Consider the following 11,964-nt stretch of genomic DNA (forward strand, 5'->3'; position numbering starts at 1 on the left):
GCATGGCACAGACCCTCCCCCCGGCACGCACCCACTGTCAAGTGGGTGGGACGGGAGTCTCATTATGTGAGCGCAGGCCACTTCCGCCTCCGAGAACAGCGGGCACACCACCGGTGTACACCCCCGCACCCCTCTCCACGGCTCGTTCACCTCTCACACCGCCCGCGAACGCGGGCTCGGCCGGTCCATGCGGCACCGGATAGTGACCGGAACTGAGCGCGCGACGCAGCCGGTACTCGTCCAGCGGTCCGGAGAACGCCATGCCCTGCCCGTGCGTGCACCCCATCGCGCGCAGCGCGACGACCTGTTCCGGCAGGTCCACGCCGTCGGCCACGGACGGCAGCCCCAGGTCCCCGGCGATCCGCAGCAGCCCACCGGTGATCTTGTGCAGCCGCGCGGACTCGACGACACCCTCGACCAGACCGCGGTCGAGTTTGAGTACGTCGACGGGTAGCCGGCGCAGGGCCGTGATCGCCGCGTAACCGCTGCCGAAGCCGTCCAGGGCGACCCGGACGCCGAGTCGGTGCAGACCGCTCAGGCGGCGCTCCAGTTCGTCCAGTGAGACACGGTGGTCCAGATCGGACAGCTCGATGATCAGCGACCCGGACGGCAGCCCGTGCCGGGTCAGCAGCGCCTCGATCGAGCCGAGCGGCATCGACCGGTCCAGCAGCCGGCGCGCGCCCACCCGCACGGCGACGGGTACGGCGAGCCCGGTCGCGGTGCGCTCGGCGGCCTGCTCCACGGCCTCCTCCAGCATCCAGCGGCCCAGCTCGGCGGTCTTGTCGCTGTCCTCGGCCACCCTCAGGAACTCGGCGGGCGTGAACAGCACCCCTTGCGAGGACCGCCAGCGCGCCTGGGTGACGACCGATGCGATCCGGCCGCTGTCCAGACACACCACCGGCTGGTGCAGCAGCGCGAACTCGCCGTCGTGCAGCGCGGCCCGCAGGCGCGTGGCCAGCTCCGCCTTCCGTACGACGTCCTGCTGCATCTGCGGCTTGTAGAGCTCGACCCGGCCCTTGCCGCCGGCCTTCGCCCGGTACATCGCCAGGTCGGCGTTGCGCAGCAGCTCGCCCGCGCCGAGGCCGGGCTCGGCGAAGGCGACGCCGATGGAGGCGTTGACGCGGACATCGTTGCCGTCGATGAGGTACGGCTGTGACAGCGTCCCCCTGAGGCGGTCGGCGAGTTCCAGGATGTGTCGTTCGCGGGCGGTACGGTCGCGGGTGTTGTCCCCGGCGATCAGGGCCGCGAACTCGTCGCCGCCCAGCCGGGATGCCGTGTCACCGCCCCGGACCGCGTCCTGGAGTCTGCGGGCGGCCTGGACGAGCAGTTCGTCCCCGGCCTGGTGTCCGATCGTGTCGTTGACGCCCTTGAAGCCGTCGAGGTCGATGAAGAGGACGGCGGTGTTGCGCAGGGCGATGCCCCGGTCGGAGGCACGGCGGCCGGACAGGGCCTGCTGGACCCGCTTGGTGAACAGCGCGCGGTTGGGCAGGTCGGTGAGCGGGTCGTGCTCGGCGTTGTGCTGGAGCTGCGCCTGCAAGCGCACTCTTTCGGTCACGTCCCGGCTGTTGAAGATGAGGCCACCGTGGTGACGGTTGACGGTCGACTCGACGTTGAGCCAGCCGTCGTCTCCCGACCGGAAGCGGCACTCGATGCGCGTAGTGGGTTCCTCAACTGGGCTGGCGGCGAGGAAGCGGCGCACCTCGTGCACCACGCAGCCCAGGTCTTCCGGGTGGATGAGATTGGCCAGTTCCGTGCCCACCAGTTCCTCCGCGGAGCAGCCGTAGACCCCGGCGGCGGCCGGGGAGACGTACCGGAGGATGCCGTTGGGTGCGGCGATCATGATGACGTCGCTGGAGCCCTGCACCAGGGAGCGGAAGTGGTTCTCCTTCTGCGCCAGTTCCTGGGTGAGGGTGATGTTGTCGAGCAGCATGATGCCCTGGCGCATCACGAGGGCGAGCACGACGGTGCCGCCGGTGATGAGCACGACTCGGTCGACGCTGCGGCCGTTGAGGACGTTGTACAGGATCCCCAGCGTGCAGACGGCGGCCGCGAGGTACGGCGTGAGGGCGGCCAGGGAGCCGGCGATCGGCCGGGTGACCGGGTACCGGCTGTGATCACCTCCCGGCGCGGGCGTGTGGTGGTGGCTTCCACCGCGCTGTCCGGGCACGTGCTCGTGCACCACGCGCGTGTGCCCCGTGCCTTCCTGCCGCTCACCGTCTCCGTGCCGGGGCGCGGCCCACGGGGCGTACGCCAGCAGCAGCGAGCCGGCGAACCAGCCGGCGTCGAGCAGTTGGCCGGAGCGGTAGCTGTTGTGCATCAGCGGCGAGGTGAACAGGGCGTCGCACATCACGGTCAGGGCGAGCGCGCCGATCGCGGTATTGACCGCGGTGCGGTTCACCGACGAGCGACGGAAGTGCAACGCGAGCACCATGCTGACCAGGGCGATGTCGAGCAGCGGGTAGGCGAGCGAGAGCGCGGTGTGCGCCACGCTGGCCCCGCCGTTCGAGTCGATCTTGGCCGCCTGGGCGAGGGCGAGGCTCCATGCCAGCGTCAGCAGCGAGCCGCCGATCAGCCAGGCGTCCAGCGCGAGGCAGACCCAGCCGGCCTTCGTCACCGGGCGTTTGGCGAGCACCAGGAGTCCCACGATGGCGGGCGGCGCGAAGCACAGGAAGAACCCGTCGGCGTAGGAGGGGCTGGGCACGGGGCGCTGCAGAACGACCTCGTACCATCCCCAGACCAGGTTGCCGAGGGCGGCCATCGCCGAGGAGAGGGCGAACAGCAGCCAGGCGGGCCGAAAGCGGATACGGCGGCTACGGGCGTAGCGGAAGCAGGACACTGCGGCGGCGCCCGCCGCCGCGGCCAGCCCGAAGTCGCCCATGATCAGCGCAAGTTGCTCCGAACCCCAGCCGAGCGCGGAACCGATGGCGTATCCCGCGCACACCAGGGCCAGAACGAGCTGCGGAACCAGCCCCGAGCCGCCGCCGAGGAACGACGGACGGGGCAGCAGCGCCGCCGACGAGGGCTGAGCCCGCAGCCCCGCGTCCAACGTCGTCGTGGAGGGCGGTGGCGAGCTCACCGGGCCCTCCCGGTCCGCGCCGCTCGCGGGTCCCGAGGGTCCCGGTGCGCGCTGTGCGCATGCCGCCTGCGGCTGCTGTGCCCGCGGTGGTGGAGGCTGTGACGACAGCCGTGAGTGCCGTGCCGGCCGCGTCTGCGCGCGGCCGTCCGCCAGGGTCGCCGCCGACGGCCCCGCCGCGTCGGATTGCTCGTCCATAGGCCGTGCATCGTCCGTCGCCCCCCTCACAAATCTGAAATGTCCATCCCCGGCGCCGAAAGGTGCACGGCGCAGCCCCTGTCGGGACGATACACCAGTCTCGTCACTCAGGGACATAGCACCTCTACGCTCCGTGACGACCAGCGCATATGCGAGTACGGACCGCTTCCGGAAGGTTGCGGACGGTACTCGAAGCGGGTTTCGGACCTGTTGCGCGCAGCGCACACGGCGCCCGCGGGAAGCTCAGCCCGCGAGCGTCACGCGCCCACCGCGCCCGTCGTAAGGATCACGTTGCGAAGGGGCTCACGGTTCACGTAACGAGTCAACTGGTCCACCAGCAACCGCTTGGCGCGCGGCAGGAACGCCGACGTCGGTCCGCCCACGTGCGGGCTGATCAGCACGCCCGGCGCACGCCACAGGGGGTGCTCCCGGGGCAGCGGCTCGGGGTCGGTGACGTCCAGGGCCGCGGTGATGCGCCCGGTCTCCAGCTCCGTCAGCAGCGCCTTAGTGTCCACGACGCCGCCGCGCGCGACGTTGACCAACAGCGCGCCGTCCTTCATGCGGGCCAGGAAGTCGGCGTCGACCAGGTGCCGGGTGGCCGCTGTGAGGGGCGTGCAAAGGATGACGACGTCCGCTTCCGGAAGCACGGCGGACAGTTCGGTGAGCGGAAGCACGGGTCCGCGCGCCGTGGTGCGCTCAGAGCGCGCGACGCGCGCCACCCGCGCGAGTTCAAAGGGTGCGAGCCGGTCCTCGATGGCGGCGCCGATCGAGCCGTATCCCACGATGAGGACGTTCTTGTCCGCAAGAGCGGGCCGGAAACCGCTGAGCCACTCCCCTCTGTCCTGGGCCCGCACGAAGTCGGGGACGCCGCGCAGCGAGGCGAGGATCAGTGTGAGCGTGAGCTCGGCGGTGCTTGCCTCGTGCACCCCGCGCGCGTTGCACAGCCGCACACCCGGAGGCAGTTGCTTCAGGCCTGACTCCACGTGATCGATACCGGCGGAAAGTGTCTGCACGACCTCCACGGAGGTCATTTCCGGCAGGGGACGCTGACCGATTCCCGGCGGCTTCATGTAGGGGACGACGTAGAAGGCGCACTCGGCCGGGTCGGCGGGGAAGGTCTCCTCGCCGTTCCAGAAGCGGTAGTGCGGGCCCTGCGGGAGGCCCTCGATCTCTTCCGGCGGGATGGGGAGCCACACGTCAGCAGTCATGCCTTGGAGGCTATGTCAGGCGAACAGGAGTGCAGAGGTTAGGTTGGGGTGCCGAAAGAGGGAGGGTTACGGCCAGGTGGAGCGCAGGACGATCGGCGCGGCGGCGCTCGCGGTGGGAGCCGTCGGACTCGGGTGCATGCCGATGAGCTGGGCCTACAGCACGTCGCGGCAGCGGGGCGAGGAGTCGCTCAGGGCGGTGCACCGGGCGCTCGATCTGGGCTCGACCCTCCTGGACACGGCCGATATGTACGGCCCGTTCACCAACGAGCTGCTGTTGGGGCGGGTGTTGAAGGAGCGCCGCCAGGACGCGTTCGTGTCCACCAAGGTCGGCCTGCTCGTGGGCGAACAGCACATCGTGGCCAACGGCCGTCCCGGCTATGTGAAGCGCGCCTGCGACGCCTCTCTGCGCCGCCTGCAGACGGACGTCATCGACCTCTACCAACTGCATCGCGCGGACCCCGAGATACCGGTCGAGGAGACCTGGGGCGCGATGGCGGACCTCGTTCGGGCCGGAAAGGTACGGGCGTTGGGACTGTGCGCGGTGGGCGCGCGCGGTGGCCGCCGCTCGGGAACCCGTCTGCACGACGCGACGATCCGCCAGCTGCAGCGGGTGCAGCAGGTCTTTCCGGTGAGCGCCGTACAGGCGGAGCTGTCGGTGTGGTCGCCGGAGGCTCTGGAGACGCTGCTGCCGTGGTGCGAGGCCCGCGGCATCGGCTTCCTGGCCGCGATGCCACTGGGCAACGGCTTCCTGACCGGCAGGCTGACCCCCGGCGAGGGCTTCGAACCGGACGACGTCCGCGCCCGCCACCCGCGCTTCACCGCGGAGATGATGGCAGCCAACCAGCCCATAATCGCCGGCCTGCGCCGCATCGCATCCCGCCACGGGGAGGGCGTCACGCCGGCGCAGGTGGCACTGGCGTGGGTACTGGCCCAGGGGCGGCACGTGGTCACCGTGCCGGGCGCGAAGCAGGAGCGCTGGGTGAGCGAGAACGCGGCGGCCGGGGGGTTGCGGCTGACGGAGACGGATCTGGCGGAAGTGGCGGAGTTGCCGGGGGCGTTGGTGTCGTGGGACTGAGGGTGCGGGTCGGGGGGACGGCGGGGCGGCGCGGGCGCATAGCGCCGGGCGCCACATGATCGCGGCCCCAGGGGCCCGGCCGAACGGCAGCGCTGGACCGGCGAGAACGCCCGGGCCGGGGTGACGGCGGCTGACGCGGACCGAACTGGCGGATCTGGCGGATCTGGCGGACCTGGCGAATACAGCCTCCCGGATGGGCGGCGCCGGCCAGGAAACGGCGGCCGAGCCGCGGGCCCCAGCGCGCCACAGGATCGCGGCCCCCAGGCCGGGCCACACGCGAGCGCTGGGTGAGCGAGGACGCCGAGGCCGGGGGGATGCGGCTGCCGGAGACGCACCCGGCTGGGTGCCGGGGCCGCCTTGGATCACAGTGGCCCTGGGCCGGTACAGCGCAAGGACCCTGGCCCGAACATCGCCGGGCTGCAGGCCGAGATTCGGCCGGAGGGCGGGGGCAGCGGCTATCCAGGCCGGCGGAGGCCCAGCACGCCGAAGGACCGGGCCGCCATCCAGACCGGCGTGAATCCTTTCGGCGGCCCGGACACCGTCCTGCGGCCCGTCCCGTCCAGTCCCGTCCAGTCCCGTCGGGAAGTCTCGGCCTCCGGATACTGCCCCGCCGGCCCCACAACTGGGCTCGGCCGCAGGTCACAGGCCTCGGCTGCCATCGAACACGGACGGGACGCCCGCACGGCGGTGGTTCGAGGTTCATGGATCGGGAACCTGTGAGGCGCGAGCGGTGTAAGAAAAGTAGAAGCCGCCGCGTCGAAGGGACCTTGATAGTGCAACGTCGAGTTGTGACGGCCGTGATGGCCGCGGCCGCGCTCCTGCTGACGGCCGGCTGTTCCTCCGACGACGGGGGATCACCGGGCGAGGACGGAGCCGCGGCGCCCAGCAGCACGGCCGCGGGGTCGTCGCCCTCCGGGCAGGCCGCCGAGGAGACCCCGCCTGCAAAGGGCTCCGTCAAGGTGGTGCGCACGGTCGCCGAGGGCCTGAACACCCCCTGGGGCCTGGCCCCTCTGCCCGACGGCGACCTGCTCGTCTCCTCCCGCGACGAGGCGACGATCACGCGGGTCGACGGGGAGACGGGCAAGAAGACGGAGCTGGGCGAGGTGCCGGGGGTGTCCCCTGCGGGCGAGGGCGGCCTCATGGGCCTGGCCCTGTCGCCGGACTACGCCTCGGACCACATGATCTACGCGTACTTCACCTCGGCCTCGGACAACCGCATAGTCCGCGTGCTGTACGACGAGCAGCGGCCGACCGGCGAGCAACTGGGCGCACCAGACACGATCTTCAAGGGCATCCCCAAGGGCTTCATCCACAACGGCGGCCGGATCGCCTTCGGCCCCGACAAGATGCTGTACGCGGGCACGGGCGAGAGCGGCGACACGGGCCTGTCCCAGGACAAGGAGTCCCTGGGCGGCAAGATCCTGCGCCTGACCCCGGAGGGCGAACCGGCTCCCGGCAACCCCTTCCCCGACTCCCCCGTGTACTCGTACGGCCACCGCAACGTCCAGGGCCTGGCCTGGGATGCCAAACAGCGCCTGTTCGCCGCCGAGTTCGGCCAGGACACCTGGGACGAACTCAACGCGATCAAGCCGGGCGGCAACTACGGATGGCCAGAAGTCGAGGGCAAGTCGGACAACTCCAAGTACCGCACCCCCCTCGCCCAGTGGGGCACCGACGACGCCTCCCCCAGCGGCATCGCCTACGCCGAAGGCTCTGTGTGGATGGCGGGCCTGAAGGGCCAGCGTCTGTGGCGGGTCCCTCTGAACGGGACCGAGGCATCGGCCGACCCGCAGGCCTTCCTGGAAGGCGAGTACGGCCGACTGCGGACCGTCGTTTCGGCGGGCGGCGACAAGCTGTGGGTGACGACCAGCAACACGGACGGACGGGGCGACCCGAAGGACGGGGACGACCGGATTCTGGAGGTGCAGGTGACCTGAGCGGCCGCCCTCACCCCTCCCCGTCGCGCTTCCCGTCGCCCCCGCCGTCGTCCTCCTCGGCCGACGGTTCGGGCGGCCGTACGACGACCTTCCCGGACGCGAGATCTATCGGTCCGCGCCCGGGGTCGGCGTCCCCGACGTCCTCGCGGGTCAGTTCCAGACGGTTCTGTTCGTCGCGGGTGTGCTTGCGGCCGGGCGCGAAGAGTTCCTCGAACGCGTTGAACACGGAGCCTCCCTTGGCCGGCGGCGTCCCTTACAGCGTAAACCTCGGGCTCATGTCCCGGACGTGAGCGTTTCGGCCGCGAACATCCCCGTCCGATGCGCCACGGCCGCCGCCTCGCCCCTCCCGGAGACGCCGAGCTTGCCCAGGATGTTCGACACGTGGACGCTGGCCGTCTTCGGGGAGATGAAGAGTTCCTCGGCGATCTGGCGGTTGGTGCGGCCGGCGGAGACGAGGCGCAGGACGTCTCGTTCTCGGGTGGTGAGGCCGAGGGAGTCGGCCGGGTCGGCCGGCGGCGGGGCCGTCGTGAGGGCGAGGCGGGCTCGCTCGGCGAGGTGCGTCGTGGCGTCGACGAGCGGACGGGCGTCCAGGTGGGTGGCGGCGGCCCGGGTCAGCCGGAGCAGTTCCGTTGCGCGGGCGCGCTCGTCGTCGCCGCCGACGGCGAGCAGGGCCTCGGCCAGGCGGTGGCGGACCCGAGCGAGGTCGTAGGGCCGCTCCAGGGCCTCGAAGGCGGTGACCACGTCCGACCAGGTGTCGGTGGCGGTCCGGCCGTCGGCCCGGTCGAGTTCGGCCCGGGTCCACTTCTCGTAGGCCAGCCACAGGGGCGCGCCCGTGGTGAGCTGGCGGACGGTCTCGAAGAGCCGTTGCAGGAAGGCAGCGCGGCCCTCCTGGGCGGTGGGCAGCGACTGGGCGCGGGCGTCGGACTCGGCCACGGCGGCGGCCAGCAGCAGCGGCCAGGCGTAGCGGTGGGTGCCGGGCGGGAAGCCGGCGTCCAGGACCCGGTCGGCCTCCGCACGGGCGTCGAGGAGACGGCCCTCGGCGGCGGCTGTGCCGAGGGCCAGGCAGGACATCGGCAGGTTGTTCTGCGGCATGGGGTCGTGGGTGCCGTAGGAGGCGCGGGCGGCGGCGAGATGGCGGGCGGCCTCGGTGACCTCTCCGCGGGCGAGTGCGAGATGGGCGAGGCTGTTGGAGGCCCCGCCGCGCGGCTTGGCGGACTGCCCCGTGCGCTGGGCGTTCACCGCGGCGTCGGCGGCCTCGTCCCAGCGGCCCAGGGAGACCAGCGACTCGGCGAGGTTCGTCCAGATCCACGCCTCGGAGTCGCGCAGCCCCCACTCCTGAGTGAGGCGCAGTCCCTCGCGCAGGATGCCGACGGCGTCATGGGAGCGGCCGATGCCTTCGAGCGCGGAGGGCAGGTTCACATGGCTCCGGCCCACCACCGTGGTGATGCCACGGGTCAGTACCTCTTCCTTGACCTCGTACATCTGGGCCAGTCCGGCGTCGATGTGGCCGGCGTCGACCATGAGGCTGCCGAGGGTGAGGCGCGCGTTGAGTTCGATGTCCTCGGCGCCCACCATGCGGGCGTACTCCACGGCCCGCTCGGCGGCCGACATGGCGTCGGGGCCTGGGGCACGCAGCATCGACCAGTTGGCCGCGGTGGCCAGCACCTCGGCGTGCACCTCGGACGGCGGCAGGCCGCGCACCAGCTCCTGGGCGGTGCCCAGCTCCTTCCAGCCGTCGCCGCGGGCCAAGGCCTGCGTCAGGCGGGAGCGCTGGACCCAGAACCAGGCGGCGCGCATCGGATCGCCCTCGTCCTCGAGCAGATGCAGGGCGCGCTTGGTGATCTTCAGGGCGCGTTCGCGCTCTCCGCAGAGACGTCCGGCGACGGCGGCCTCGGCCATCAGGTCGAGGTAGCGCAGGGGTGTGGTGTCGGGGTCGCAGCCGCAGGGAGGGTAGGCCTCGGCGTAGTCGACGGGGCGCAGGGTGGCCCGGATGTCCTCGGGGGCGGTGTCCCACAGCTCCATCGCGCGTTCCAGCAGCCGCAGTTGCTCGGAGTGGGCGTGCCGGCGGCGGGCGGTGACGGAGGCGTCCAGGACGGCGGGCAGGGCCTTGGCCGGGTCGTGGGCGTGGTACCAGTAGCTGGCCAGCCGCATCACGCGCTCGCCGGCGGGGACGAGCGTCGGATCGCTCTCCAGGGCTTCGGCGTAGCGGCGGTTGAGGCGGGAGCGCTCGCCGGGCAGCAGGTCGTCGCCGACGGCCTCGCGGACCAGGGAGTGCCGGAAGCGGTAGCCGTCGTCGCCGGGCGCGGCGATGAGGATGTTGGCGCCCACGGCGGCCCGCAGCGCCTCGATGAGGTCGTCCTCGGCGAGTTGGGCGACGGCGGCCAGTAGCCGGTACTCGACGGTGGAGCCGCCCTCGGCGACGGTCCGGGCGACCCGTTGGGCGCTGTCCGGCAGGCTCTCGACCCGGACGAGGAGCAGGTCGCGCAGGGAGTCGGTGAGACCGGTGCAGCTGCCCTCGTGGGCGGCGACGGCGAGTTCCTCGACGAAGAAGGCGTTGCCGTCGGAGCGTTCGAAGATCTCGTCGATCTGGACCGGGTCGGGTTCGGTGGCGAGGATGCCGGCGATCTGGCGGCCGACCTCGGCGCGGCTGAAGCGGCCGAGTTCGATGCGGCGGACCGTGCGCAGCCGGTCGAGTTCGGCGAGGAGCGGGCGCAGCGGGTGGCGGCGGTGGATGTCGTCGGAGCGGTAGGTGGCGAGGACGACGAGGCGGCCGGTGCGCAGGGTGCGGAAGAGGTAGGCGAGGAGGTGGCGGGTGGACGCGTCGGCCCAGTGCAGGTCCTCCAGGGCGACGACGACCGTGCGGCCCGCGGCGACGCGCTCCAGGAGCCGGGCCGTGAGCTCGAAGAGACGGGCCATGCCCTCCTCGTCGGAACGGTCCGCGCCGCGGGTCGGGACTGTCTCGCCCAACTCGGGCAGCAGCCGGGCCAGTTCCTCCTCCTGGCCGGCGGCCGCGGCGGCCAGCTCGCCGGGCAGTTCGCGGCGCAGGGCGCGCAGCGCGGTGGAGAACGGGGCGAACGGCAGCCCGTCGGCGCCGATCTCGACGCAGCCGCCGAGCGCGACGACGGCTCCCCGGCCGGCGGCGGTGGCGAACTCCTCGACGAGGCGGGTCTTGCCGACCCCCGCCTCGCCGCCGATCACCAACGCCTGCGGCTCGCCCGCGGCGGCTCGGGCGAGGGCGTCGTTCAATATCTCCAACTCGGCTGCGCGACCGACGAACACGGGACTGACGGACCGGCTCTCCACGGGTCCGAGCATCGCACGCGCCACTGCGGGTCCGGCATCGGTTTTCCGGGGGCTGCCGCCCCCGGACTCCCGCTTCGGCCCTGAACGGGCCTCGTCCTCAAGTGCCGGGCGGGCTGAGACGGCCGCGACCGGAGCCGGGAGGCGACCGTCGGCGACCGTAACCCCCGGCTTCACGCGGCACGCGGATGCCGGAGCCTCCGGAGGCGGGACGTATGCGATTCCGCCTCCGCCGCGCCCCTGGTGGAGCGCCTCGCGGCGCGGCGGACGCGGATGGCCTCGCGGACCATGCGCTCGTGCTCGGCCTCGCGGATCAGGTCGGCGGAGCGGATGTGGTGGAGTTCGTACTCGTACATGGCAGGACCCTCGTTTTCCCTGGTGAGACGCGTTTTCCGAGATCGCTTTGTGCGATGGGTCAACCTTCGTCTCCAAGGCGGGTCCGCCACATCGGGAGAGTTCCGCATCTTCGGCGGCCGAGGGGGCCTTAGACGCGCCTGAGGGGCCTCAGGGCGCCGTCTAAGGTCCTTACGGCGGCCCTGAGGCCCCTCGGGGCCTGCGGTGATTCAGGTGGCTCAGCCCGCCGAGGGCAGGCCGAGCAGGGCGTCGGTGTACTTGAGCACCGCCAGCAGCATGCCGATGACGCCGAGCGCGACACCGCCCCAGGCGACCGACTTGATCCACGGGGCCTGTGGCTTGCCGGGCGCCCCGAACGCGGGACGGGCGAGCACGACGACGCCGACGATCAGCGCGGCCAGCGCGAACACGCCGGCCCACAGGGCGGAGGTCTGCCAGGCGTCGCCGTAGACCTCCTTGATCTGCGTGGCGACGTCCGCGTTGGACGCGGTCTGCAGCTGGCCGACGAGGGTCTCGCGCGCGGCGGCGACCGTGCCGATCCAGCCTCCGGTCAGGGAGACGAGGCCGAGCGCCGCGGAGACGACCGCGGCCGCGCCCTGGCCGACAGCGGAGGGGCTCGCTTCCGTGGCCTGAGCGGTCACCTCGTCCTCGGCCTCGATGTCGTCGTTCTCCTCGACCTCGTCGGAGCCGGTGGCGTCAGTGGCGTCGCTCGCCTTGACGACGTCCACCTTCTCCTCGTCGGTCTTCGCCTCAGTGCCTCGGTCGGCGCCGGTCTCGTCCACTGTCTTCGTTCCCATGCCTCGCACCGTACGGACGCAG

General features: G+C 72.0%; 8 protein-coding genes. 2 read left to right on the plus strand and 6 right to left on the minus strand.

The window, feature by feature from the left end; translation table 11 throughout:
• Positions 1 to 37 precede the first annotated feature (37 nt).
• Together OG331_RS16765 and OG331_RS16770 are read right to left on the minus strand one after the other, a co-directional pair.
• Positions 38 to 3,076 (minus strand): putative bifunctional diguanylate cyclase/phosphodiesterase, encoded by a 3,039-nt coding sequence (locus tag OG331_RS16765; RefSeq protein ID WP_406196875.1) that lies wholly within the window; start codon positions 3,074 to 3,076, stop codon positions 38 to 40.
• A gap of 452 nt (positions 3,077 to 3,528) precedes the next feature.
• Positions 3,529 to 4,479 (minus strand): 2-hydroxyacid dehydrogenase, encoded by a 951-nt coding sequence (locus OG331_RS16770; RefSeq protein WP_406196877.1) that lies wholly within the window; start codon positions 4,477 to 4,479, stop codon positions 3,529 to 3,531.
• A 76-nt stretch (positions 4,480 to 4,555) separates the two neighbouring features.
• Here OG331_RS16770 and OG331_RS16775 point away from each other — a divergent pair, with 76 nt between their 5' ends.
• Positions 4,556 to 5,554, plus strand: a complete 999-nt coding sequence (locus OG331_RS16775; RefSeq protein WP_406196879.1) for an aldo/keto reductase — start codon at positions 4,556 to 4,558, stop codon at positions 5,552 to 5,554.
• Between the two features lie 788 nt (positions 5,555 to 6,342).
• A complete protein-coding gene (locus OG331_RS16780) occupies positions 6,343 to 7,491 on the plus strand; it encodes a PQQ-dependent sugar dehydrogenase (RefSeq protein WP_406196881.1) in 1,149 nt (382 codons plus the stop codon).
• A 10-nt stretch (positions 7,492 to 7,501) separates the two neighbouring features.
• Here the strand turns inward: OG331_RS16780 and OG331_RS16785 are convergent, their stop codons facing one another.
• The 4 genes from OG331_RS16785 to OG331_RS16800 all read right to left on the minus strand — a co-directional run bounded on the left by OG331_RS16785 (position 7,502) and on the right by OG331_RS16800 (position 11,942).
• Positions 7,502 to 7,717: a DUF6191 domain-containing protein gene (locus OG331_RS16785; RefSeq protein ID WP_383243157.1), complete on the minus strand. Its 216-nt coding sequence runs from the start codon at positions 7,715 to 7,717 to the stop codon at positions 7,502 to 7,504.
• 47 nt (positions 7,718 to 7,764) lie between these two features.
• Positions 7,765 to 10,806 carry an AAA family ATPase gene (locus OG331_RS16790; protein ID WP_406196884.1) on the minus strand — a complete coding sequence of 1,014 codons (3,042 nt, stop codon included), beginning with the start codon at positions 10,804 to 10,806 and terminating at the stop codon, positions 7,765 to 7,767.
• 158 nt (positions 10,807 to 10,964) lie between these two features.
• Positions 10,965 to 11,147 (minus strand): hypothetical protein, encoded by a 183-nt coding sequence (locus tag OG331_RS16795; RefSeq protein ID WP_406196887.1) that lies wholly within the window; start codon positions 11,145 to 11,147, stop codon positions 10,965 to 10,967.
• A 216-nt stretch (positions 11,148 to 11,363) separates the two neighbouring features.
• Complete coding sequence (locus tag OG331_RS16800; RefSeq protein WP_406196890.1) at positions 11,364 to 11,942, minus strand: hypothetical protein; 579 nt, start codon at positions 11,940 to 11,942, stop codon at positions 11,364 to 11,366.
• Positions 11,943 to 11,964 lie beyond the last annotated feature (22 nt).

The organism is Streptomyces sp. NBC_01017 (genome assembly GCF_045162795.1).
GTDB classification, from domain to species: Bacteria; Actinomycetota; Actinomycetes; order Streptomycetales; family Streptomycetaceae; genus Streptomyces; species Streptomyces machairae.

What these genes read in the sequence shown, in the direction of transcription:
- OG331_RS16790 (WP_406196884.1), bottom strand. Translation starts at nt 10,806, where the DNA reads ATGCTCGGACCCGTGGAGAGCCGGTCCGTCAGTCCCGTGTTCGTCGGT.
- OG331_RS16770 (WP_406196877.1), bottom strand. Translation starts at nt 4,479, where the DNA reads ATGACTGCTGACGTGTGGCTCCCCATCCCGCCGGAAGAGATCGAGGGC.
- OG331_RS16800 (WP_406196890.1), bottom strand. Translation starts at nt 11,942, where the DNA reads ATGGGAACGAAGACAGTGGACGAGACCGGCGCCGACCGAGGCACTGAG.
- OG331_RS16795 (WP_406196887.1), bottom strand. Translation starts at nt 11,147, where the DNA reads ATGTACGAGTACGAACTCCACCACATCCGCTCCGCCGACCTGATCCGC.